At 29.5% G+C, this 23908-nt stretch carries 21 protein-coding genes, 1 tRNA gene and 1 pseudogene; 6 read left to right on the top strand and 17 right to left on the bottom strand.

Features of this window, described 5'->3' with window-relative positions; all coding sequences use genetic code 11:
* Nucleotides 1–20 precede the first annotated feature (20 nt).
* On the bottom strand, nt 21–1073 hold the full coding sequence (locus N5A56_RS11730; RefSeq protein ID WP_265725618.1) for a hypothetical protein: 1053 nt from the start codon (nt 1071–1073) through the stop codon (nt 21–23).
* A gap of 152 nt (nt 1074–1225) precedes the next feature.
* Between N5A56_RS11730 and proS the strand changes: the two genes are divergently transcribed.
* The 3 genes from proS to rpsT all read left to right on the top strand — a co-directional run bounded on the left by proS (nt 1226) and on the right by rpsT (nt 3166).
* On the top strand, nt 1226–2701 hold the full coding sequence (proS, locus tag N5A56_RS11725; RefSeq protein ID WP_265725617.1) for a proline--tRNA ligase: 1476 nt from the start codon (nt 1226–1228) through the stop codon (nt 2699–2701).
* A 105-nt stretch (nt 2702–2806) separates the two neighbouring features.
* Nucleotides 2807–2878: transfer RNA gene (locus N5A56_RS11720), tRNA-Glu, on the top strand.
* Nucleotides 2879–2914: 36 nt separating this feature from the next.
* On the top strand, nt 2915–3166 hold the full coding sequence (gene rpsT / locus N5A56_RS11715) for a 30S ribosomal protein S20 (protein ID WP_265725616.1): 252 nt from the start codon (nt 2915–2917) through the stop codon (nt 3164–3166).
* A 265-nt stretch (nt 3167–3431) separates the two neighbouring features.
* On the opposite strand, the gene rodA is transcribed toward rpsT, so the two are convergent.
* The 7 genes from rodA to N5A56_RS11680 all read right to left on the bottom strand — a co-directional run bounded on the left by rodA (nt 3432) and on the right by N5A56_RS11680 (nt 11310).
* Entirely contained in the window at nt 3432–4712 is a 1281-nt protein-coding gene (gene rodA / locus N5A56_RS11710) for a rod shape-determining protein RodA (RefSeq protein ID WP_265725615.1), read from the bottom strand.
* A complete protein-coding gene (gene mrdA / locus N5A56_RS11705; protein ID WP_265725614.1) occupies nt 4693–6585 on the bottom strand; it encodes a penicillin-binding protein 2 in 1893 nt (630 codons plus the stop codon). The genes rodA and mrdA overlap by 20 nt, the downstream gene beginning before the upstream one ends.
* Nucleotides 6585–7028, bottom strand: a complete 444-nt coding sequence (locus N5A56_RS11700; RefSeq protein WP_274270426.1) for a hypothetical protein — start codon at nt 7026–7028, stop codon at nt 6585–6587. The genes mrdA and N5A56_RS11700 overlap by 1 nt, the downstream gene beginning before the upstream one ends.
* Nucleotides 7029–7080: 52 nt before the next feature.
* Nucleotides 7081–7905 (bottom strand): rod shape-determining protein MreC, encoded by an 825-nt coding sequence (gene mreC / locus N5A56_RS11695; protein WP_265725612.1) that lies wholly within the window; start codon nt 7903–7905, stop codon nt 7081–7083.
* A gap of 17 nt (nt 7906–7922) precedes the next feature.
* Nucleotides 7923–8951 (bottom strand): rod shape-determining protein, encoded by a 1029-nt coding sequence (locus tag N5A56_RS11690; RefSeq protein ID WP_265725611.1) that lies wholly within the window; start codon nt 8949–8951, stop codon nt 7923–7925.
* A gap of 77 nt (nt 8952–9028) precedes the next feature.
* Nucleotides 9029–10555: a bifunctional phosphoribosylaminoimidazolecarboxamide formyltransferase/IMP cyclohydrolase gene (gene purH / locus N5A56_RS11685; protein ID WP_265725610.1), complete on the bottom strand. Its 1527-nt coding sequence runs from the start codon at nt 10553–10555 to the stop codon at nt 9029–9031.
* Between the two features lie 302 nt (nt 10556–10857).
* A complete protein-coding gene (locus N5A56_RS11680) occupies nt 10858–11310 on the bottom strand; it encodes a GAF domain-containing protein (RefSeq protein WP_265725609.1) in 453 nt (150 codons plus the stop codon).
* 138 nt (nt 11311–11448) lie between these two features.
* Here N5A56_RS11680 and N5A56_RS11675 point away from each other — a divergent pair, with 138 nt between their 5' ends.
* The 3 genes from N5A56_RS11675 (at nt 11449) to N5A56_RS11665 (ending at nt 14613) form a co-directional block, all read left to right on the top strand.
* The gene (locus tag N5A56_RS11675; protein WP_265725608.1) at nt 11449–11853 is read left to right on the top strand and encodes an HYC_CC_PP family protein; all 405 of its coding nucleotides are present in this window, start codon (nt 11449–11451) and stop codon (nt 11851–11853) included.
* 78 nt (nt 11854–11931) lie between these two features.
* A complete protein-coding gene (locus N5A56_RS11670; protein WP_265725607.1) occupies nt 11932–14175 on the top strand; it encodes a TonB-dependent receptor in 2244 nt (747 codons plus the stop codon).
* Between the two features lie 147 nt (nt 14176–14322).
* Complete coding sequence (locus tag N5A56_RS11665) at nt 14323–14613, top strand: heavy-metal-associated domain-containing protein (protein WP_265725606.1); 291 nt, start codon at nt 14323–14325, stop codon at nt 14611–14613.
* 47 nt (nt 14614–14660) lie between these two features.
* On the opposite strand, the gene N5A56_RS11660 is transcribed toward N5A56_RS11665, so the two are convergent.
* From N5A56_RS11660 to miaB, 9 genes and pseudogenes are all read right to left on the bottom strand, one after another.
* Nucleotides 14661–16424, bottom strand: a complete 1764-nt coding sequence (locus N5A56_RS11660; RefSeq protein WP_265725605.1) for a hypothetical protein — start codon at nt 16422–16424, stop codon at nt 14661–14663.
* Between the two features lie 285 nt (nt 16425–16709).
* A complete protein-coding gene (locus tag N5A56_RS11655; protein ID WP_274270425.1) occupies nt 16710–16988 on the bottom strand; it encodes a hypothetical protein in 279 nt (92 codons plus the stop codon).
* Nucleotides 16989–17175: 187 nt separating this feature from the next.
* Entirely contained in the window at nt 17176–18810 is a 1635-nt protein-coding gene (groL, locus tag N5A56_RS11650; RefSeq protein WP_265725603.1) for a chaperonin GroEL, read from the bottom strand.
* 98 nt (nt 18811–18908) lie between these two features.
* Nucleotides 18909–19184 carry a co-chaperone GroES gene (locus N5A56_RS11645; protein ID WP_265725602.1) on the bottom strand — a complete coding sequence of 92 codons (276 nt, stop codon included), beginning with the start codon at nt 19182–19184 and terminating at the stop codon, nt 18909–18911.
* A gap of 174 nt (nt 19185–19358) precedes the next feature.
* A complete protein-coding gene (gene secG / locus N5A56_RS11640) occupies nt 19359–19694 on the bottom strand; it encodes a preprotein translocase subunit SecG (protein WP_265725601.1) in 336 nt (111 codons plus the stop codon).
* Nucleotides 19691–20446, bottom strand: coding sequence for a hypothetical protein (locus N5A56_RS11635; protein ID WP_265725600.1), 756 nt, complete (start codon nt 20444–20446; stop codon nt 19691–19693). The genes secG and N5A56_RS11635 overlap by 4 nt, the downstream gene beginning before the upstream one ends.
* Nucleotides 20440–20937 (bottom strand): LptE family protein, encoded by a 498-nt coding sequence (locus tag N5A56_RS11630; RefSeq protein WP_265725599.1) that lies wholly within the window; start codon nt 20935–20937, stop codon nt 20440–20442. The genes N5A56_RS11635 and N5A56_RS11630 overlap by 7 nt, the downstream gene beginning before the upstream one ends.
* A 100-nt stretch (nt 20938–21037) precedes the next feature.
* Nucleotides 21038–22261 (bottom strand): sigma 54-interacting transcriptional regulator, encoded by a 1224-nt coding sequence (locus N5A56_RS11625; RefSeq protein ID WP_265725598.1) that lies wholly within the window; start codon nt 22259–22261, stop codon nt 21038–21040.
* A gap of 82 nt (nt 22262–22343) precedes the next feature.
* Nucleotides 22344–23800, bottom strand: a pseudogene (gene miaB, locus N5A56_RS11620) (tRNA (N6-isopentenyl adenosine(37)-C2)-methylthiotransferase MiaB).
* Nucleotides 23801–23908: the final 108 nt, after the last annotated feature.

Below are 23908 nucleotides of genomic sequence, written 5' to 3'. Positions count from 1 at the left end.
AAAAGATTTTAAGAGTGTTTTTAGTTTCTTCTTTTTCTACTTGAAGATGAAGAACTTCTGCTTCTACTAGTAGATGAGTTACTCGTGTTATTGTTTCTAGACATGTTAGAAGATGAACTTCTAGTAGAACTCCTCCTAGTTCTTGGAACATAGCTATCTCTTCTTTGAGTAGAAGAATTGTTTTTTTTAGTATAGTTAGAATTTCTCCTAATTTTAATATTTCTACCAGATTTTACTCCGCCTGTGTTACGAGTGTTTCTGTAAGTTCTATTGTTTCTGGTTACTCTTGTGTTTTTAGTAGATTTTGTATTCCTTGAAGGTTTAACTCCATTTGTTCTGTACCTTTTGTTATTTCTTACACTATTTTTACTTAATCTGGTGTTAGTAGTTGTTCTTCTTGTGTATCTAGAATTTGTGTTTCTATTGTAAGTGTTATTGTAAGCTAACCTTCTACCGTAAGTGTAATTTCTGTTATATCTATAGTTGTTCCAAGGTCTATTGTAGTAATATGAAGAGCCATAGTAAAAATTATTATAACCAAAATTCCAAGTATAGCCTGAGTGGTATGGGTGCCAATATGGGTTGTGTCCCCAGTAATTGTTATAACCCCAATAATCATATCTCCAATTATTGTATCCCCAATAATCATAAAAACCCCAGTTGTTGTATGCCCAATATGGGTTTCTGTTGTAATTAATGTTAATAACTACATCATTATCTTCATATCCCCAAGGTTGGTTAGTGCTGTAATTTATATTTTCATCTTCTATATTATTATCAATATCAATATCATCATCATCTGAGTTATAAGAATCAACATCAGTAAAAATATCGAAACTACTTAGAGATTGCAATCTTTCTAGTTCTTTAGAAAAATAATTCTCTTCATACTCATTATATTCTTCTTCATTTACTACAATTACCTTCTTTTTCTCTCTAACTTCTGTTTCATTATCATAAATACCATCATCATTATAAACACTTTGGTATGTTCCGCAAGAAATCAAAAGTAAATTAACAGTAATAAAAAAGAAGAGTTTACTAGAGTTTAGATTTTTATAGAGTAGTTTCATAAAGAGATGTTTTAATGGATGCTTTTTTATTATGGAAATTTTGCCCTAAAAACACTAAATTATAGTAGTTTTGTAACGTTTCAGTGAATAAGAATTGTTTTTAACAAAAATTTCACTTTAAATATAACAATATTTGTGCCAAAGTAAAGAATATGAGCAAGAAGTTAACAAAAAGAGAAGATGATTACTCTAAATGGTATAACGAATTAGTTGTAAAAGCTGATTTAGCTGAAAACTCAGCAGTGAGAGGTTGTATGGTTATAAAACCCTATGGTTATGCTATTTGGGAAAAAATGCAAGCAGAATTAGATAGAATGTTTAAGGAAACAGGGCATGAAAATGCATATTTTCCATTATTTGTACCTAAAAGTTTGTTTGAGGCTGAAGAAAAAAACGCTGAAGGTTTTGCTAAAGAATGTGCAGTTGTAACACATTACCGTTTACAAAATGACCCAGATAATGAAGGGAAGTTAAGAGTAGATCCTGAGGCAAAATTAGAAGAAGAGTTAGTAGTTAGACCAACATCTGAAGCTATTATTTGGAACACCTATAAAGGTTGGATTGAATCTCACCGAGATTTACCATTATTAATAAATCAATGGGCAAATGTTGTAAGATGGGAAATGAGAACTCGTTTATTTTTAAGAACAGCAGAATTTTTATGGCAAGAAGGTCATACTGCACATGCAACTAAAAATGAAGCTGTAGTTGAAGCAAGACAAATGCAAGAAGTTTATGCAGAATTTGCAGAAAATTTTATGGCTATGCCTGTTATTAAGGGGGTTAAGTCTGATAGTGAGCGTTTTGCAGGAGCAGAAGATACATATACTATTGAGGCTTTAATGCAAGATGGTAAGGCTTTACAAGCAGGTACAAGTCATTTTTTAGGACAAAATTTTGCTAAAGCTTTTGATGTTAAGTTTACTTCTAAAGAAGGAAAAAAGGAATATGTTTGGGCAACCTCTTGGGGTGTTTCTACACGTTTAATTGGTGGGTTAATTATGACTCATTCAGATGATAATGGATTAGTATTACCTCCAAAATTAGCTCCTATTCAAGTTGTTATTGTGCCAATTTACAAAGGTGATGAACAATTAGAAGCTATTTCAGAAAAAATAAATGTTTTAGTTAAAGAACTTCGTGAAAAAGGTATTTCTGTTAAGTTTGATACAAGAGATACTTATAGACCTGGCGCAAAATTTGCGGAATATGAATTAAAAGGGGTTCCAGTAAGAATTGCAATTGGTAGTCGTGATTTAGAAAGTAATACTGTAGAAGTAGCAAGAAGAGATACTTTTGAGAAGCAAACAGTTTCTCAGGATGGTTTAGTTATTTATATCGAACAACTTTTAGATGAAATTCAAGAAAACTTGTTTTCTAAAGCTATTAATTACAGAAAAGAATATACAACTGTAGTTGATGATTTTAAAGAATTTAAAAAAGCAATTAAAAAAGGAGGTTTTGTTTCTGCACACTGGGATGGAACGGAAGAGACAGAAGATAGAATAAAAGAATATACGAAAGCAACTATAAGATGTATTCCTAATGACGCAAAAGAAGAGACAGGAGTCTGTGTTTTAACAGGAAATCCTTCTACTAAAAGGGTTCTTTTTGCAAAAGCATATTAATAATTAAAAAAATGAATTTTTTTAAAAAATAATTGCAGAAGTAAAAAAAGGGTGTATATTTGCACCCGCAATTGAAGCGTATTTAATTCATTCTTTAATTGTTATGGTCCGTTCGTCTAGGGGTTAGGACGCATGGTTTTCATCCATGTAACACGGGTTCGATTCCCGTACGGACTACAAAGTTTTAATATAAAAAACTAATAATTAAGAATTATGGCAAATCATAAGTCAGCTTTAAAAAGAATTAGAAGTAACGAAGCTAAAAGGTTACTTAACAAGTATCAACATAAGACTACACGTAATGCTGTAAGAGACTTACGTGCGGTTGAAGATAAAAAAGATGCTGAAGGTAAATTAGGGAATGTAATTTCTATGCTAGATAAATTAGCAAAGAAAAACATTATCCATAAAAATAAAGCTGCTAATTTAAAATCTCAATTAACAAAGCACGTTGCTGCATTGTAAGGATTTAAAATTTAAAAAATTTTTAAAACTCTGAATGAAAATTCAGAGTTTTTATTGTTTTAAACTTAAGTGATATCTATTACTTAAGTTTTTTTATTCTAGATAAATACATATTACGACGTTAACTTTGTAAAATTATTTTTAAGTTTATTATAACTCTTTTAAAGATAAAGCTTTGAAAATATTTTTAGGTCGATTCTTTCGCTTTTATTAAGTTTTTAATAAAAGGCCTTAAAATGATATTTATAATACGAGAGAGGTAATTTTACCAATCGTAATCTTTATGAGCATCTAATCTAATAAATATAAAAAGTAAAATTGTAAATCCCCATAGAGAAGAACCTCCATAACTAAAAAAAGGTAATGGTATTCCAACTGTAGGTAATAAGCCAATAACCATACCGATATTTACAATAACATGAAAAAATAGTATAGAAGCTAATCCGTAGCCGTAAATTCTACCAAATTTATTTGAGTGTGTTTCAGATAAATAAATTATTCGATACATCATAAGCATAAATAAAATGACAACAATAGAGGTTCCTAAAAACCCCCATTCTTCTCCTACGGTACTAAATATGTAATCTGTATGTTGTTCGGGTACAAAATCGCCTTGCGTAATATTTCCTTTTAAAAAGCCTTTTCCAAAAAATCCACCAGAACTAATGGTTAATTCAGATTGATGAGAATTATATCCAATATTCTTATTATCGATTTTTAAACCTAATAAAACTTCAAAGCGGTCTCTGTGATGTTGTTTAAAAATATTATTATAAGTAAAACCAGTACCAAAAACAAAAAGCCCAACTACAAGATAAATTCCTAGAACTTTATGCCAATTAAACCTAAAAAACCTTTTACCTCCTTTGCGTATTAGGTATGCAGTTGCTAGAGAAATAACGATAAAAAGTGAAATAATCATATTACTTGCTCCAAAAAAGATAGTGAGAATAAATAATGTAATTAAGGTAACACCTAAAAGAATATAATTTAATGTTAAACCTTCTCTATTTAATACAAAAAAGAAGGATAAGTAAATAAGTGCAGAACCAGCATCTGGTTGTAAGGTGATTAAAAAAGCTGGAAAAAAAACGATTATAAATGCTTTAATTTGATTTTTAACAAGCTTAAAATTGTATTGCCTATCACTTAAGAGTTTAGCTACTGCTAGGGCAGTACAAGCTTTTACAAATTCTGATGGTTGTAAGCTCATAGCTCCAAAATTAAACCAAGATTTGGCGCCATTAATTTCTTTACCAAAAGGGAATAATAACACTAAAGAAAGTATAGAAATTATATAAAGTACACTTGCAAATTTTTCGTAAAATTTAGAATTAAAAAATAGAATCCCAATAATTAATGGAAAACTAAATCCTATCCAAAGAATTTGTTTTCCATACTTGGTAGAAAAATCTAAAATTTGATTATTTTCTTCAGTTTTAGATGCTGCAAATATATTTAACCAGCCAAAGCCAACTAAAGCGATGTAAAGGAAAACTAAAATCCAATCTATGCCTGCAAAAATATTATTTCGTTCCTGACGCAAATTCTTTAGATTTTGGTATTTGTAGGTTGTAAATTTCTTGTAAACTCATATTTAACATACTCTGTTCTCGATACTTATTTCTTTCAGAAATACTACCATTTATATACTTTTCTATTAATAGACTAGTAATAGGAGCAGCAATTGTAGACCCATAACCACCGTTTTCTACAAATACAGCCAATGCAATTTTAGGTTTGTCTTTTGGGGCAAAGGCAACTAATATAGAATGATCTTCTGCCTGTATTTTAATACCATCTACCATTTTAATAGAATTTTCTGCTGTACCAGTTTTCCCACATATTTCAATGCCTTTAACTTGACTCCACATACCAGTACCGGTTTTAAATACTTCGTGCATTGCTTCAATTACTGGTTTAAAATGTTCTCTTTCTATAGTTGTTTGTTTTTTAACAGTGTAATTTGGATTATCTATAATTTTAGAATCAATTTTTTTAACGATATGTGGCGTGTAGAAATAACCTCTATTTGCAATTGCAGCAGTAAAATTAGCTAACTGAATTGGTGTAGTTAGTACTTCTCCTTGACCAATTGCATTAGAAATGTTTGTAGATGCATTCCAAGTATATTTATTTCTATCGTCATAATACTTTCCATTAGGAATAAAACCTTTTTGACCAGCAGGTAAATCGTAACCTAAATAATTACCTAGACCAAAACTAGTTACATGTCTGTTCCAATTATCAAGTCCTTCAGATGGTTTTTTATCTTTCTCAACAATTCTCTTATAAGTTCCAGAGAAATAGCTGTTACAAGATTTAGCAATGGCTGTTTTTAACCTTATAGGAGAATTGTAAATATTACAATGACATTTCATAAATTCATTAGCTCTACTACCATATCTATACCCTCCAAAACATTTAAAATAAGTTTGATTAGAAATAACACCTTCTTGCAATCCAATAAGGGCATTCATCATTTTAAAAGGAGATCCAGGAGGGTATGCTCCCATTAAACCTCTATCGTAAGTAGGTTTTTCTGGATTGTTTTGGTCCATTAGAATAATAGAGTTTTTAGAACGTTTTCTTCCAACAAGCATATTTGGATCGTAAGAAGGAGCAGTAACAAGAGCTAAAATTTCACCTGTAGAAGGTTCAATAGCTACAATTCCTCCACGCTTTCCTTTCATTAATTGTTGTGCGTATAATTGTAAGTCGATATCTAAAGTTAAAGTTAGATCTTTACCATTTTCTGGTAATGTATCGTTAATTCCGTTTTTGTATGAACCTGTAACTTTATTAAATCGATTTCTGAGTAAATATTTTTTTCCTTTTCTCCCTCTTAATATATCCTCATATTGTCTTTCTACCCCTTCTTTACCTTCTAATTCTCCGGGTTGATAATAATCACTTTTCTTAGCTTTTTGTTCATTAACCTCTCCAATATAACCTAAAACATTGGCTGCAGCTTTTATAGGATAATCTCTTATAATTCTTTTTTGAATATAAAAACCATTAAACTTATGCATCTTTTCTTGTAGGAATGCAAAATCTTCTTTAGCGAGTTGTTTTAAAAATACAGAAGGTAAATAAGATGCGTACCTTTTGGCTCTTTTAAACCGTTTTATAAAATCTTCTTTATCAATTTTAAGTAATTTACAAAATTCTAAAGTATCTAATGGTTTTACTTGATTTGGTTGCACCATAACATCATAAGAGAGTTGATTAGCAACTAATAGTTTGCCATTTCTATCATAAACATAACCACGTTCTGGGTAATCATACTCAATTTTTACTGCAGCATTATGTATTGGGTCGTAAGTTTCACCTTTTATAATTTGAAGTTGGAAAAGACGACCAATAAAAACCACTCCAACAAGGGTTATTAGAAAATAAAGTAAAAAACTTCTCTGCATTATTTGCTTTTAGTAAAAATATAAGTTCCTAAAAAATATAAGGTTAACGTAAAAATACTTGAAAAAAGTGTGTTTAAGAATACGTTAGATAAATTATGAAAACTAAAATTAGCAAAAGAAAAGTAGATTAGGTGATGAATTACTGTTAAAGTTACAACGTAGTTAAATATTTTACCAAAAGACTCTGATTTTAATTTAAAGAAAGGATAATCTGCAGTTACTTTTCTAAAATAAACTTTTACAAAAAATAATCTTAAATATGCAATAGATAAAATTGAAAAAGCATGAATCCCTCCTGAATCGGAAAAGAAATCTACAAATAATCCGAGTAAAAAGCTAAAGAAAAGAAATGGTATTCTATTCTCTTTTAAAGGATATAAAAAAACAAAGGTTATATATAAATAGGGATTAATAAAATCTAAAAACAAAATATTATTCAACACAAAAACCTGCAGAAAAAGCAGGAATATAAATAAGAAGACCATGTTTAGTGGTTTATTCATTTTGAGTTTCTAATAATTTAATTTCATCTTTATGAAGGTTTTTTACAACATAGATATATCCTAAATTACTCATGTCGTTAAAAAGGGTAACATCTACTTTGTTGTCAGCAGAATTTCCTTTGTTTATTTTAGAAATGGTACCAATTAAAATACCTTCAGGAAAAATGGTTGATTTTCCTCCAGTTTCAATCGTGTCGCCAACTTTTAATGGGGCTTGTCTTGGAATATCAGAAAGTTGAACTATATTATAATCTTTCCCATCCCATCCTAAAGTACCAAAATAATTACTATGTTTTAAACGAGCGTTAATTGTGCTATTTTTATTTAAAATAGATTGTACTCTAGCGTAATTATTACTTATATTATCTGTAAAACCTATAATTCCTTTACTATTAATTATTGCCATTTCTCTTCCAATCCCTTGGTTTTTTCCTTTATTTATAGTTAAAAAATTAAATTGCTTACTGTAATTGTTGTTTATAATTTTAGCACTTGTATATGTATACCTTTGTTTGTAAATTAAAGAATCTATAACTGTAGAATCTGAATTAAAACTTATAGAAATATTCTTTTCTAAGAGGTTTTTTAGGCGATTGTTTTCTTCCGATAAAAGTTTGTTTTCGGGTTTTAAATTCCAGTATTCTGAAATGTTAGACGCTTTAGAGTATAAGCCACCTGTAACAGAATTAGCCGAATTTACAAATTTACTTTTATGAAAATTCAGGTTATTAAACGTAAGAATAAGTGCAATTAATTGCAATAATAAAAAAAATAGAAAATATTTAAACTTCTGAAAAAAGTAAATAAGTTGTTGCATTGTTAAACTTAAAAATACTAATTCATTAATACATTTTTGTATTTATTAAGTTCTTTTAAGGCAATACCAGTACCACGAACTACTGCTCTTAAAGGATCTTCAGTTACATAAACTGGTAAATCTGTTTTACGAGATAATCTTTTATCTAAGCCTCTTAACATAGAGCCACCGCCTGCTAAATAAATACCTGTATTATAGATGTCTGCAGCTAATTCTGGAGGGGTTTTAGATAAAGTTTCCATTACAGCATCTTCAATTCTTAGGATAGACTTGTCTAAAGCTTTAGCAATTTCTCTAAAAGAAACTTGAACTTGTTTAGGTTTACCACTTAGTAAATCTCTACCTTGTACTAACATCTCGTCTGGTGGAGTATCTAGATCTTCTGTTGCAGCGCCAATAGTAATTTTTATTTTTTCTGCGGTAGTTTCACCAACATGTAAATTATGTTGAGTACGCATATAATACATAATGTCACTAGTAAATAAATCTCCAGCTACTTTTACAGATTGATCACAAACAATACCTCCTAAAGCAATTACAGCAATTTCTGTTGTACCTCCACCTATATCAATAATCATGTTTCCTTTAGGTTCCATAATATCAATACCTACGCCAATAGCTGCTGCCATTGGTTCATAAATTAAGTAGATTTCTTTAGCGTTCATATGCTTAGCAGAATCTCTTACTGCTCGTTTTTCAACTTCTGTAATTCCCGAAGGAATACAAATAACCATTCTTAATGCAGGAGGGAATAATTTCTTCTTTATAGAAGGAATTTTTTTAACAAACTCTTTAATCATCTCTTCAGATGCTTGAAAATCTGCAATAACCCCGTCTTTTAACGGACGTATAGTTTTAATATTTTCATGGGTTTTTCCTTGCATTAAATTTGCTTCTTGACCAATTGCAATAATTTTGCCAGTAGTTCTATCTCTAGCAACAATCGAAGGACTATCAATAACCACTTTACCGTTGTGAATTATTAATGTATTTGCAGTCCCTAAGTCGATTGCAATATCTTCAGTCATAAAATCGAAAAAACCCATAAAATATTTTTCTTGTTTTGTTCTTAATGTATCCTTACAAATTTAGTAAATTTAATTTGTTTAAAACGTTAAAAATTTTAATGTTTAAAATGTCTTGTTCCTGTCATAACCATAGATATTTTGTTGGCATTACAATAGTCTATGCTTAATTGGTCTTTAATAGATCCTCCTGGTTGAATAACACTTTTTATACCTGCTTTATCTGCAATTTCTACACAATCTGGAAAAGGAAAAAATGCATCACTTGCCATAACAGCTCCGTTTAAATCGAAACCAAAACTTGTAGCTTTTTCAATTGCTTGTCTTAATGCATCAACTCTACTTGTTTGCCCTGTTCCACTAGCTAATAGTTGGTTGTTTTTTGTAAAAACGATAGTGTTAGATTTTGTGTGCTTGCAAATTTTTGATGCAAATAATAAATCTTTTAACTCAGCTTCTGATGGTTTAGTATCTGTAGCGTAAGATAAATCTTCTAACTTGTCAGTAATAGCGTCTTTATCTTGCACTAATAAACCGTTTAAAGCAGTTCTTACATTTTGAGTAGGAAGTTCTGTAGTTTTTTGAATTAAGATTACTCTATTTTTCTTTCCTTTTAAAGTTGCTAATGCTTCATCAGAATAACTTGGAGCAATTACCACTTCACAAAATAGTTTATGAATTTCTTCTGCAGTTTCTAAGTCTATTTCTTTATTAGCAATTAAAACGCCACCAAAAGCAGAAACAGGATCTCCTGCTAAAGCATCTACATAGGCTTGTTTAATTGTGCTTCTTTGTGCAAAACCACATGCATTATTATGTTTTAAAACAGCAAATGTTGGGTCTTCTCCTTTAAATTCATTCATTAAATTTACTGCAGCGTCTACATCTAATAGGTTGTTGTAACTTAGTTCTTTACCGTGTAACTTATCAAACATTGCATCTAAATCGCCAAAGAAATATCCTTTTTGATGCGGATTTTCTCCGTAACGTAATGTTTTAGATGTTTGTTCACTTGCTTTGTATACTACTTCATCTTCATTAAAGTAATTAAAGATTGCAGTATCGTAATGAGAAGAAATATTAAAAGATTTTGCAGCAAATTTCTTTCTTTGTCCAATAGATGTTTTACCATTGTTTTCAGAAAGAATTGATAAAAATTCTTCATACTGATCCATAGAAGAAACCGTAAAAGTATCTTTAAAGTTTTTTGCTGATGCTCTAATTAAAGAAATTCCTCCAATATCAATTTTTTCAACAATATCTTGTTCTGAAGCACCAGAAGCAACTGTTTTTTCAAACGGATATAAATCTACTATTACTAAATCTATTTGTGGTATGTTAAATTCTGCTAATTCTGCAATATCACTTTCATTATCTTGTCTGTTTAAGATACCTCCAAAAACTTTTGGGTGTAAAGTTTTAACTCTTCCGCCTAAAATAGATGGGTAAGAGGTAACTTCATCAACAGGAACTACATTTATTCCTAGTTCTTTAATGAATTTTTCTGTTCCTCCTGTAGAGTAAATAGTTACATTTAATTCGTCTAGTTTTTTTACAATTGGTTCTAAACCATCTTTATGAAAAACTGAAATTAATGCAGATTTAATTGTTTTTGAAGTGCTCATTCTTTGTTGTGTTGTTAAGCACGCAAAACTACATAAACATTGACTAAATCGCAATAGAAAGATAGTAACAAAATAAGGGAGTAATTAACAATGTAAGAGTTTCTTTCTTTTATTCTGAACTATCTAAAAAATTTCGAAACCAATAAATAAATTCATTAATAATAGAAACTTCATCTAATTTGAAGTTTTTCTCAGAATTATATCCTGTAGAATATTCTTTTTTCTCATTTTATAGGGGATTAATGATTAATAGAATTATGTTATAAGCAACTAATATATGAAATTTAAATAAAAGTTAAAAATTATAATATTTTTGAAACTTTTTTACAAATATATTCTAGTAGTTCTGTATCGTTTTCTGTAAACGTATTTGCTGTATGAGAATCGATATCTATTTGACCAATGTTTTCTTCGTTTACAAAAATAGGAATTACAATTTCAGATTTTACTTTCCAACCACAAGAAATATAATTGTCTTGCTCAGAAACATCTTGCACCACAAAGTTTTCGTTACTTACAGCAACTTGCCCGCAAATACCTTTTCCAAAAGGGATAATAGTATGCTCAGTTTCCTCACCAGTATATTGTGCTAGTTTTAGTTCGTTTTTATCACCGTTTTTAAAATAAAAACCTACCCAATCATAATAAGAAATTTCACCTTCTAAAAAATCACAAATTCCTTGTAATTTTTCTTTTTTGGTTGCTGCAGATACTAAAATTGTATCTATTTCTTGTTGTAAAGCTGCTAAATTCATAATGTATCTAAAATTGATTGCAAAAATAATTCAAAAATTACTTTTTGACTATATTATTCGTTTTTTTAGTTAAAAACTTACAAGAAAATTGTTTTAACATTAAGTTAGTATAACTTTTTGTAAATTTGCATTTAGATAATGAAACAATTTTTCACAAAAATATCATCCATAGCATTAGCATTTTTAGTGTTGTTTTCTACCTTTTCTTTTACGGTAGATAAACATTATTGTGGAGATTTTTTAGTTGATGTTTCTTTTACAGGAGAAACAGAAGGTTGTGCAATGAATATGGATGCAGCTGCATTTACAAAAAAGAAAAACTGTTGTAAAGACGAGGTTCAGAAATTTGAAGGACAAGATGAACTTCAAATAAATAAAATTGAAAACTTCACCTTCGAAAAAGTACAGTTTTTAACTGCTTATTTTATTTCTTATAAAGAGTTATTTTTAGAAACTGAATCTAAAAATAATTTTTATAAAGATTTTTCTCCACCAGATATTCGAATAGATTATCAGGTCTTATATCAGACTTTCCTAATTTGATTCTTTTTTTTACCTAGAACTTTCATCTTTTTAAGATGGAAAATAGTCTTGTTATTAAATAAAATCAAAAAACATATAATGAAAAAATATATTATAAGTAGTATTCTACTATTTATCCCAATTATTCTCTTTTCTCAATCAACTTTTAAAGGGATGATTATGGATAGAGATAACCCCAAAAATAATTTAGGAGTCGAAGGAGTTAGTGTTCATTGGCTAGATACAAATGTAAGTGCAATAACAAATAGTAAAGGTTGGTTTGTAATTGATTATAAAGCATCTTACAAGAAGTTAGTAATAAGTTATTTAGGGTATAAAACCGATACAATAACAGTTTCTAATTTAAAACCAATTCATCATTTTTTAACCCAAGCAGGCGAGTTAGAAGAGGTAACAATAAGAAGTAAAAGAAAGGCAATTCAAAAATCGTTTTTAACAACAGCAAATGTTTTTACGGTAAATTCTGATGAATTATTAAAAGCTGCATGTTGTAATCTAGCAGAAAGTTTTGAAACCAACCCTTCTATAGATGTTAGTTTTTCTGATGCTTTAACAGGTACAAAACAAATAGAAATGTTAGGTTTAACAAGTCCGTATTTGTTAATTACTGAAGAGAATATTCCTTCGGTTAGAGGAGCAAGTCAGGTTTTCGGGCTCACATTTACACCAGGAACTTGGGTAGAAAGTATACAAATTACAAAAGGAGCAGGTTCTGTTGTAAACGGATTTGAGAGTATATCTGGTCAAATAAATGCAGAATTGGTAAAGCCGTTTTCTGATAATAAATTTTTCTTAAATGCCTATTCATCCTTAAATGGTAGATTAGAGTTAAACACACATCTTAATCAAAAAGTGTCGGACAAATGGCAAACAGGTTTGTATGTGCATGGAAATTATAGAGGTGAAAAATTTGATAAAAATAATGATAACTTTTTAGATGCTCCGTTAGCAAATCAGATAAATGTAATGAATAGATGGCAGTTTACAGATGCCGAAAAAGGTTGGGTAAGTTTTATAAATGTTCGTTTTTTAAACGATGAAAAGCAAACAGGAGAAATAGATTTTAATCCGGCTTTAGATAAAGGAACAACAAATGCTTGGGGAAGTGAAATTGATACGAGACGATTTGAAACATCAGCTAAATTAGGGTATGTTTTTCCCGAATTACCTTTTCAAAGTATTGGTTTTCAAATGGCATATAGCAATCATGAGCAAGATTCTTATTTTGGATTAAATGTTTATGATGTTAAACACGAAAGTGTGTATTCGAATATCATTTTTAATTCTATAATTGGAGATACAAGAAATAAGTTTAAAACTGGATTTAATTTTACGTACGATAAATTTGATGAACTTGTAAATACAACAGATTTTAGTAGAAATGAAAAATCTGTAGGAGTGTTTTTTGAATATGCTTTCTCTAATTTAGAGAACTTTAGTTTTACTGCTGGTTTGCGTGCAGATACACATAATTTGTTAGGATTTTTTGTTACACCAAGATTGCATCTTCGTTATGTTCCTTGGGAAAAAGGAGTTTTTAGAGCTTCTGCGGGTAGAGGAAAAAGAAGTGCTAATATTTTTGCAGAAAACCAACAATTATTTGCAAGTAATAGGCAAATAAATATTGATGATGTTGATGGAAATATTTATGGACTAAACCCTGAAGTAGCTTGGAATTATGGAGTTTCTTATATGCAGAAGTTTAATTTATTCGAAAAGAAAGGTGATATTACGTTTGATTATTATCAAACAAACTTCGAAAATCAAGTTGTTGTAGATTGGGAAAACCCACAAGAAATATCGTTTTATGATTTAGAAGGTAAAAGTATAGCTAATAGTTTTCAGGTAGAATTGAGTTATAATTTAGCAGAACATTTTAATTTAAGAACAGCCTATAAATATTTTGATATCTCTACAGATTTTAAAAGTGGTAATTTGCAGAAACCAATTCAGCCAAAAAACAGATTTTTTGCTAACTTATCTTATGAAACTCATTTAAAAGATAATGATAGTCAATGGAAATTTGACGTTACTTTTAATAATATAGGTAAACAAAGATTGCCAAGTACAAGCTCAAACCCTGTACAATACCAATTAGCAGAATTTTCGGATGCTTATCAATTGTTAAATTCACAGATAACAAAAGTATTTTCTAATCGGTTTGAAATATATATGGGAGCAGAGAATATAACAAATGTTAAACAAGATAATCCTATTTTAGCAAGTGACGACCCTTTTGGTACAAGTTTTGACACCACAATTATATACTCTCCAATTTTTGGTAGAGCATTTTATGCCGGATTACGTTTTAAGATAAAGTAACCGAAGTTTATAATAATTAAAATCAATAAAAATGAAAAAAATAATAGTAGTAATATGTTTGTTTATGATTGGCTTTTCTGTACAATCACAAGAGGTTAAAAAGAAAAAAATGCTAAAATTTCTTTCGAAGTAGATGGTATTTGCGGTATGTGTAAAAAGCGAATTGAAACTGCTGCTTTAAAATCTAAAGGTGTAAAATTTGCTATTTGGAGCGTAGAAACACATCAGTTAAACGTTATTATGGATGAGCGTAAAACGGATGTTTCTGCCATTCAAAAAAACATTTTAAAAGTTGGGCATGATGTAGTTGGAGTAAATAAGAAGACTTTAAAAGCAGAAGATGAGGCTTATAATTCTGTACACCCTTGTTGTAAGTATAGAGATGAGGAAATTGTTTTAGACCATAAAGGAGGTTTAAAAAAGCAGAAAAAACAATAAGAAGTTAATAAAAATCCGATAGAAATGTTTCTATCGGATTTTTATTATTAGAAGCTTATATGGCTGGATATTGTTTTTATTTTTGAAAAAAGAAACCCGTCTTTATAGATACCTTCTATGTATAAATTTATTGGACCGTCAAACTTATTCGAAATTTTAAAAGATAATTCTCCGTTTTCATCTCTAGTTAAATTAGGAACCCAATTTAACACACCATAACTTTTAAAATTCTCTTCATTTAGTTCATTATATATAGGGTTGTAATATTTTTTTGGAATAGAGAAACCAAAACCAACAGTTGAGTCTGAATATTTATTTTCATTAGGTTTTGAAACACCTCTTTTTGTATAAAGATGTATTACACCAGCTGCGTTATAAATACTAGAGTTGCTTGTTGAAACAAACATTTCTTCTGTTTCAAAAACTCTTAAGTCTGCAATAATATCTAAACTTTCAGAAATATTTACATTATCTAAAAACACAACAGGTTTACTTTGAGTATAGAGGCTTCTATATCTTCTAGAGGTAATGGATACAACTCCTCCATTATTAGATACGTTAAAATATGGCCTTAGTTTTTCTGTTATTAGTGTGCTTTGGTTTTGTATGTTTTCAAAATTTATATGTTTCGCTAAAAACATACCTCTTGGAGAGTTTTTCGGTTTCGGTTTAACATTAGCTGATTTTATCTTAACTTCATCTAAAATAATAGCTTTTTTATCAAATGTAAAAGATTCTAAATCTTCACTTAAAAAGATTGAATTTGGGTTGTCTTTTTTATTTATTCTAAGTAAGTTATAAATGTATGTTGGGTATATGTTATAATATATTTTTGGCTTTTTGTATTTTTCTTTTTTACTCTTTAAAGAAAAATTAATTGTGCTATTTTCCGCTATAAAAAGCTTATTAAAAGTGAAAATCCCTTCTTTTGAAATAACAGATTCTTGAGAAAATCCATTTTCTTTAGATTGAACAATCATTTTATCTCCTTTTTTAAACGTAGTATTAATTTTACCTTTTATTAAAAAACCTGTTTCAAAATTATAAGATATTTTAGGTGGATTGTTAAAAATATCTCCCCAATAATATTTGCTCCAACCTTGCGTTAGTAATAGTAAATCTAGGTTGTACTTTTTCTCGCTATTAATTTTGTTAAAATAGTACCAAGGATTTTCTATTTTACCTTTTATATATGGGTTTATTAATAAAGAGGAAACAATACTTGAGTTGTGTTTGTTAGCCTTTGTTTTAGAAGGTAGAACAGAAATACTTAAATTGATATTTTTAATTTCGGAATCTGTTACCTGTAGTTTTATAATACTAGAGTCTTTTTCTTTTGTAATTTCTTTAACATTAATATTTTTTATAGGAGAATTATAATCGTTAAATATTATTCTTTCTGCAATTGGTTTCATCTTCGGATTTAATAAAGTAACAATGTTAATTCCGCTATGTAAAAGAGATTTTTTAATTTTAAAGGAATAGTTTAGCTTGTTTTTTATGAAAGGAACTTCAATTTTTTTAATTAAACCATCTCTATGAATAATTAAATAACAAGATTCATTTATTAATTCTGGTAGAGTATCTTCGTTTGTGTTTATGTTTATAATTGTATTTTTTAATTTATGATTTATTACATTTAAGCCGATACCTTTATGAGTTATGCTTTCAATTTTTTTGGTAATAACTTCCCCGTCTTTTAATGTTATTTTGCAATGATAATTTTTACCTTTTTGAGGTTTAAAAACAAATTTACCAAGACCAAATTTATTGCCTTTAAATAGGGTGATAATTTCATTGTTAGAGTCCATTAACATTCCTAAAGATATGTTAGCGCTTTTACCAAATGAATTTATAATTTTAAACCCAACAGTATTCGGTATTTCTTGAATTAGATGGCCTCCTTCCGGTAAAAGTTGAAAATCATATGATAACTTAACTTGTTCTTCTTTTTTTGGATTTATCTATTTTGTTAATGATTTCAATTTTTTGAACAAAACTATTATTGAGGCTAAAGTTTTTAGACCAATTAGTATTCGTTTTTAAGTAATATGTTCCTGTTTTATAAGTAGAATCAATTTTAATATTACCATTCATCATACCTTCGCTAGCAGCGTATATTTTTTTGTTATAAGCTTACCATCTTCATTGTAAAGGCTAGTATAGATGTTTGTAGCGCTCATGTAAGGAAGTTGAGTTTTGGTGTTATAAACATAAGTCTTAAACCAAATTTCTTCATTTTTAAAAAAAGTAGTTTTATTTACATGCGTGTAAAAAGTTTCATAATCTAAATTAAAATATTCACCAACTTTAGCTTCGAAAGTATCGATTGAGTTGTTTTGACTAGATAATTGAGTTATGCAAAAACTAAGCATTATAAAGAAGAGGTTTTTTTAGTCATAAGTTTTTTGAGAGTTATATTATCAATTTCTATGCCAATAAGTTAAAGGATAGTTAGTGTTTATTTCTATAAAAATACGAAAATCCGTTAGAAATTATTTCTAACGGATTTTTATTTTACAGATTAAGCAAGAAAAAATACTTGCCTGTTATTATTAATAACTACATCATTCCTGGCATTCCACCACCCATAGGAGGCATTCCGCCAGCAGGAGTATCTTCTTTAATATCGATTAATGCGCATTCAGTTGTAAGAATCATACCAGCAACAGAAGCTGCATTTTCTAAAGCAACACGAGTTACTTTTTTAGGATCTATAATTCCAGCATCTAACATGTTTACATATTGATCTGATTTAGCATCGTAACCAAAGTCTTTTTTACCTTCTAAAACTTTATTAATAACTACAGAACCTTCTCCACCTGCATTTTCAACAATAGTTCTTAAAGGAGATTCAATTGCTTTGTTTACAATTTGTACACCTGTAGTTTCATCTAAATTATCGGTTGTAATTTTCTCTAATACTTTTTTTGCACGTACTAAAGCAACTCCACCACCTGCAACAATACCTTCTTCTACAGCAGCTCTTGTAGCGTGTAATGCATCATCAACTCTGTCTTTCTTTTCTTTCATCTCTACTTCAGAAGCTGCACCTACATATAAAACTGCAACACCACCAGCTAATTTTGCTAAACGCTCTTGTAGTTTTTCTTTATCATAATCAGAAGTAGTAGTTTCTATTTGAGATTTAATTTGACCTACTCTTGCTTTAATTGCATCTGCATCTCCAGAACCATTTACAATAGTAGTATTGTCTTTGTCAATTGTAATTCCTTCAGCAGTTCCTAATAAATCTAAAGTTGCATTTTCTAATGAAAATCCTCTTTCTTCAGAAATTACAGTTCCTCCAGTTAAGATAGCGATATCTTCTAACATTGCTTTTCTTCTGTCTCCAAATCCAGGAGCTTTTACAGCAGCAATTTTTAATCCACCTCTTAATTTGTTTACTACTAAAGTAGCTAATGCTTGTCCATCTACATCTTCAGCAATGATTAATAATGGTCTTCCAGATTGAGAAACTGGCTCTAATATTGGAAGTATTTCTTGTAAATTAGAAATCTTTTTATCAAATAATAAAACATAAGGATTTTCTAAATCTGCAATCATTTTGTCTGCATCAGTAACAAAATATGGAGATAAAAAACCTCTATCAAATTGCATACCTTCTACAACATCTACATATGTGTCTGTTCCTTTTGCTTCTTCTACAGTAATAACACCTTCTTTACCAACTTTACCAAATGCAGTTGCAATTAAATCTCCAATAACAGCATCGTTATTTGCGGAAATAGAAGCAACTTGTTGAATTTTATCTGAAGAATTACCAACTTTTTGAGTTTGTTTTTCTAAATCGGCTACAATTGCAGTTACAGCTTTGTCAATCCCTCTTTTTAAGTCCATAGGATTTGCACCTGCAGCAACATTTTTTAAGCCTTCCTTTACAATTGCTTGCGCTAAAACAGTAGCAGTAGTAGTTCCATCACCAGCTAAATCATTAGTTTTAGAAGCAACTTCTTTTACCATTTGAGCTCCCATGTTTTCTAGCTCGTTTTCTAACTCAACTTCTTTAGCGACAGAAACACCATCTTTAGTTACTGTTGGAGCTCCAAAAGATTTAGAAATAATTACATTTCTTCCTTTTGGTCCTAAAGTTACTTTTACAGCATTTGCTAACGCATCAACTCCTCGTTTTAAGCCGTCTCTAGCTTCTATATCAAATTTTATATCTTTTGCCATTTTTATTTTCGCTTTTTGCCTTTAGCTTTACGCTATTGACTTAGTTATATTATTAATTTATAGTGCTAAAAGCCAAAAGCTAATAGCAAATAGCAATTTTAAATAATCGCTAAAATATCAGATTCACGCATCATTAAATAATCTTTCCCTTCTAGTTTTAAATCTGTACCACCATATTTTCCATATAATACAGTATCTCCAACCTTTACAGTTAAAGGCTCGTCAATTTTACCATTTCCAATAGCAACAACAGTTCCTTTTTGTGGTTTTTCTTTTGCGTTATCAGGTATAATTAATCCAGATGCTGTTTTAGTTTCTGCTGGAGCTGGTTCTACAAGAACTCTATCTGCTAAAGGTTTAATGTTTAATCCCATTTTTATATATTTTTTGATAATAAGTTTATTAATTACGTTTAGTAATAGTCAGAAATTGTGCCATTATATTAAAACTGACATTTTTTCTTTGATTGATTTTTTAGCTATTTTTTACGCAAAAAAAATGCCAACGTGTCATTCACGTTGGCATTTATATCTTTTTTATATTGTTGCTTACTTAATACTATCATTAGTAGAAGGAATACTATTTTCTACAGGAGTAGTAGTTGTTTCAATACCGTCTAAGGTATTATTTAAGTTAACATTATTTTCACCTTCTCTTGGAATAGCAAAGTTGGCTAATAATATTAAAGCAAACATTGCAATACCTAAAGTCCAAGTTGTTCTGTCTAAGAAATTATTTGTGTTTTGTACACCGCCTAAAGATTGTGCACCACCGCCACCAAAAGAAGAAGATAAACCTCCACCTTTAGGGTTTTGAACCATCACTATTAATATTAAAGCAATCGCTACAATTAATATTAGGATTAAAAATGCTGTATAACTCATGATCTATTTTTTTGTAAAATTTGTATTCTTTTAATTTGGTCTGCAAAGAAACCACTTTTTTCTGGATATTTCAAACTTAAAATTCGGTATGCTTGAATAGCGTTTTCGTACTTCTTTTGTTCTAGGTAAACTTTAGCTAAAGTCTCTGTCATTAAAGATGAATCTTGTTTGTTTTGTGCTATAGAGATTGAAACATTTTTGTCTTTAGTTAAAGGGCTTATTTTAGGATTGTTCTGAATAAATTTCTCAATTAATTCTACCTTTTTCAGAATTCGTTTTTTTGGTGTCTCTTTTCTAACAATAGGTTTCTTTGTTGATAATTGAAGCCATTGGTTAAAAGAGTGGCTTTCTGAACTAGAAAACGTAATCGGTTTACCAATTTCTAGTTTTTCTTCAGCTTCTACAATAGGTTCAATTATTGCTTTTTCTACTATTTCTAAAGGTGCTATTTTTACTTCTGAAATATTTTTATTCGGAATAGTTTCTTCAGTTTTAATTTTACTGTCTTCATTTTTAGTATTAAATTTTTTTGAAGTTATAAAATCAAATAAAACACTTCTATCAGTTGTATATGCAGCTGTAATTTTTAATTCGTTATTATATTTAAAGCTATTTTGGTTTTTTAAACTTTTTAGGTATAAAGCTCTTACAGATTGAAAATAAGGAAACTCATCAATAACAGACCTTAATTCAGCAGTTTGTAATTGCTGAATATCTTGCTCTTTTTGATTTGTGTTTTTATGTTCTACCATTTTGCAACCGAAGCGTTAAATATATCTTGAGTTAAACGTTCTAAGATCTCATCTAAAGCATTCTCTAGAATGCTACCTGTTAATTGAGAGTTAGCGTCAAAATCCGAATAAAAAGAGAAATTCTTTTCAAAATCATCTTTTTCTTCTAATTTATTTTCGAAACGAACATTTACAGTAACAGTTAATCTGTTTTGTGCAGCAGTTTGTGCAGAAGTTCCGCTTAAAGGAGTAACTCTGTATCCAGTAATTTCTCCACTAAAATGTAAATCTCCGTTAGAATTAGTGAGTGTTAGGTTTGTTTGACGTGTAAATAAGTCTTGTAAATCGTTTGTAAAACGTTGTGTTAATGCTGGCTCTACTAAGGGAGCTTGATTAGGGAAAAAATCAATTTGTATAGTTTTTGCGTCACCCGTGTTTCCTCCGGTAAAAGAATATGCGCCACAACCAATTAAAGTTGTAATAATTATTAGTGATAAAATAATTTTCTTCATAATTTTATAAAGTTATCGATATAATTTGATAAAAATTCAAAATTCATCGACTTATGATTTTTTTAATAAACAATTTAATGTTTAAGCAAATGCCAATATTTTACAAATCGTATTGTTTAATTTTTCTATATAAAGTTCTTTCAGAAATTCCCAATTCTTTAGCAGCAAGTTTGCGTTTGTTGCTATTTTTCTCAAGAGACTTTTTAATCATTTCAACTTCTTTCTCTTGTAAAGATAAAGATTCATCCTCTTCAATAGTCTCAATAAAATCATAATCTTTTTCTGCAGATGTATTCTGCGGAATATTCATTACTTCTATGTTTGTATTTTGGGTGTTTTGATCTCGATATATTTTTTCTATCAGTTGATGATTTTCTTCTTGCACTTGTTCAACGTCTCCGTTTTTCATCAAATCTAGAGTTAATTTCTTTAAATCATTAATATCGTTACGCATATCGAACAATATTTTATACATTATATCTCTTTCTGTAGAAAAATCATTCTCTTTTTTACCACCAATTACAGCGGGTAAATTACCATTATTATTAGGTAAGTATTGTTGCAACTTTACTGCAGAAACAATTCTTTCTTCTTCAATAACAGAAATTTGTTCTGCTAAATTTTTAAGCTGACGAATATTTCCAGGAAAACGATAGTTTAATAAAACACTAATTGCATTTTCATCTAATCTAATTGATGGCATTCTGTATTTTTGAGCAAAATCTGAAGCAAATTTTCTAAACAGTAAGTGGATGTCATCATTACGCTCTCTTAATGCAGGTAAATGAATTTCAACGGTACTTAATCTATAATATAAATCTTCTCTAAATTTTTCTTTTTCGATGGCAGACTGCATGTTTACATTTGTAGCAGCAACAATTCTTACATCTGTTTTTAGTACTTTAGAAGAACCAACTTTTATAAATTCACCATTTTCTAAAACACGTAATAAACGTACTTGTGTTGTTAAAGGTAATTCTCCAACTTCATCTAAGAAAATTGTTCCGCCATCAGCTACTTCAAAATATCCTTTTCTGTCTTGTGTTGCGCCAGTAAAAGCTCCTTTTTCATGACCAAATAGTTCGCTGTCAATAGTTCCTTCTGGTATTGCCCCACAGTTTACAGCAATGTATTTAGCATGTTTTCTGTGAGATAAAGAGTGCACTATTTTAGGGATGTTTTCTTTACCAACACCACTCTCTCCTGTTACTAAAACAGATATATCTGTAGGCGCAACTCTTACAGCTTTTTCTAATGCTCTGTTAAGGTGCGGGTCGTTACCAATAATTCCGAAACGTTGTTTTAATGCTTGTAAATTTTCCATATCTTTCTTTAGAATAGAGAAAAAAGAATAGAGAGAAAAGAAATTGACTTATGTCTTGTCTCTTGCTTCTCGTTTCTAAAAATTAATTATTATCAGAATACCCAACAACAGTTCCTTTTAAAGTTGCAGACGTGCAATCTTCAACTTTAACCATTACAAAATCTCCTAATTTATAATCTCCTTTAGCAAAAACTGCAACAGTGTTTTGTGTGTTTCTTCCTTTCCATTCATTTTGGTTTTTCTTAGAAGTGCCTTCAATTAAAAATTCTTCTATTTTACCTAAATGTTGTTGTGTTCTATAAAGTGCGTGTTTTTGTTGTAAGTCGATAACTTCTTGTAACCTTCTTTTTTTACTTCAAAAGGCACATCATCTTCCATCTTTTTACCAGCTAATGTTCCTGGTCTTTCTGAGTAGGTAAACATAAAACCGAAATCGTATTTTACATACTCCATTAACTCTAAAGTATCTTTATGATCATCTTCTGTTTCTCCACAGAAGCCAACAATCATATCTTGTGATAAAGACATTTCTGGAACAATTTTAAAAATATTGTCAATTAGAGTTTTGTATTCTTCACGAGTATGTTGTCTATTCATGGCTTTTAACATGGCGTTACTACCACTTTGAACAGGTAAATGCAAATATTTACAAATATTTTTGTGTTTAGCCATTGTATGAATTACATCTAAACTCATGTCTTGCGGATTAGATGTAGAAAAGCGAAAGCGTGTTTTTGGAAACTTAGTTGCGCACATATCTAACAATTGCGCAAAATCTACAGCGGTTGCTTGTGCCATTTCTGTAGCTTTTTTAAAATCCTTTTTTAAACCACCTCCAAACCATAAAAAACTATCTACATTTTGCCCAAGTAGCGTAATTTCTTTGAAGTTTTTATCAACCATAGATTGAATTTCTTCTAAAATACTTTTAGGATCACGACTTCTTTCTCGTCCACGTGTAAACGGAACAACACAAAAAGTACACATGTTATCACAGCCTCTTGTAATAGATACAAATGCCGTAACTCCATTAGTATTTAAACGTACAGGAGAGATATCTCCATACGTTTCTTCTTTAGATAAGATTACGTTTACTGCATCTCTTCCTTCATATACTTCTTCTAATAAGTTTGGTAAATCTTTATAAGCGTCTGGGCCAACAACTAAATCAACAATTTTTTCTTCTTCTAAAAATTTTTCTTTTAAACGTTCTGCCATACATCCTAAAACGCCAACCTTCATTTTTTTGTTAGATTCTTGTTTTACACGATTATATTTTTGTAATCTTTTTCGTACAGAGGTTTCTGCCTTCTCTCTTATAGAACAGGTGTTTACTAACACTAAGTCTGCTTCTTCAAGAATTTGTGTTGTATTGTAACCTTCTTTATCTAAAATAGCAGCAACAATTTCACTATCATTCATATTCATTTGACAGCCATAGCTTTCAATAAATAATTTTTTAGTGTTATCCTTTTTATTTTCTGTTACAAGAGCTTTACCTTGTATTTTTTCGTCGATGATTTTTTCTACTTGTTCCATGTATCAATTTACCATTTAAAGGAGAGCAAAGATACAACCAAAAATCATTTTTAATGACAAATTGGCAGAAAAATAGCGCTTTAATTCTGTTAATTATTAGATGAAAAC

The organism is Polaribacter ponticola, assembly GCF_026191475.2.
GTDB lineage: Bacteria > Bacteroidota > Bacteroidia > Flavobacteriales > Flavobacteriaceae > Polaribacter > Polaribacter ponticola.
Note: the sequence above shows the minus strand (reverse complement) of the source record. Positions and strands in the feature narration are given on the sequence as shown.

Coding starts and splice junctions, on each gene's coding strand:
- N5A56_RS11730 (WP_265725618.1), bottom strand. CDS start 1,073: ATGAAACTACTCTATAAAAATCTAAACTCTAGTAAACTCTTCTTTTTT.
- proS (WP_265725617.1), top strand. CDS start 1,226: ATGAGCAAGAAGTTAACAAAAAGAGAAGATGATTACTCTAAATGGTAT.
- rpsT (WP_265725616.1), top strand. CDS start 2,915: ATGGCAAATCATAAGTCAGCTTTAAAAAGAATTAGAAGTAACGAAGCT.
- mrdA (WP_265725614.1), bottom strand. CDS start 6,585: ATGCAGAGAAGTTTTTTACTTTATTTTCTAATAACCCTTGTTGGAGTG.
- mreC (WP_265725612.1), bottom strand. CDS start 7,905: ATGCAACAACTTATTTACTTTTTTCAGAAGTTTAAATATTTTCTATTT.
- N5A56_RS11690 (WP_265725611.1), bottom strand. CDS start 8,951: ATGGGTTTTTTCGATTTTATGACTGAAGATATTGCAATCGACTTAGGG.
- purH (WP_265725610.1), bottom strand. CDS start 10,555: ATGAGCACTTCAAAAACAATTAAATCTGCATTAATTTCAGTTTTTCAT.
- N5A56_RS11680 (WP_265725609.1), bottom strand. CDS start 11,310: ATGAATTTAGCAGCTTTACAACAAGAAATAGATACAATTTTAGTATCT.
- N5A56_RS11675 (WP_265725608.1), top strand. CDS start 11,449: ATGAAACAATTTTTCACAAAAATATCATCCATAGCATTAGCATTTTTA.
- N5A56_RS11670 (WP_265725607.1), top strand. CDS start 11,932: ATGAAAAAATATATTATAAGTAGTATTCTACTATTTATCCCAATTATT.
- N5A56_RS11665 (WP_265725606.1), top strand. CDS start 14,323: ATGTGTAAAAAGCGAATTGAAACTGCTGCTTTAAAATCTAAAGGTGTA.
- N5A56_RS11660 (WP_265725605.1), bottom strand. CDS start 16,424: ATGGACTCTAACAATGAAATTATCACCCTATTTAAAGGCAATAAATTT.
- N5A56_RS11655 (WP_274270425.1), bottom strand. CDS start 16,988: ATGCTTAGTTTTTGCATAACTCAATTATCTAGTCAAAACAACTCAATC.
- groL (WP_265725603.1), bottom strand. CDS start 18,810: ATGGCAAAAGATATAAAATTTGATATAGAAGCTAGAGACGGCTTAAAA.
- N5A56_RS11645 (WP_265725602.1), bottom strand. CDS start 19,184: ATGGGATTAAACATTAAACCTTTAGCAGATAGAGTTCTTGTAGAACCA.
- secG (WP_265725601.1), bottom strand. CDS start 19,694: ATGAGTTATACAGCATTTTTAATCCTAATATTAATTGTAGCGATTGCT.
- N5A56_RS11635 (WP_265725600.1), bottom strand. CDS start 20,446: ATGGTAGAACATAAAAACACAAATCAAAAAGAGCAAGATATTCAGCAA.
- N5A56_RS11630 (WP_265725599.1), bottom strand. CDS start 20,937: ATGAAGAAAATTATTTTATCACTAATAATTATTACAACTTTAATTGGT.
- N5A56_RS11625 (WP_265725598.1), bottom strand. CDS start 22,261: ATGGAAAATTTACAAGCATTAAAACAACGTTTCGGAATTATTGGTAAC.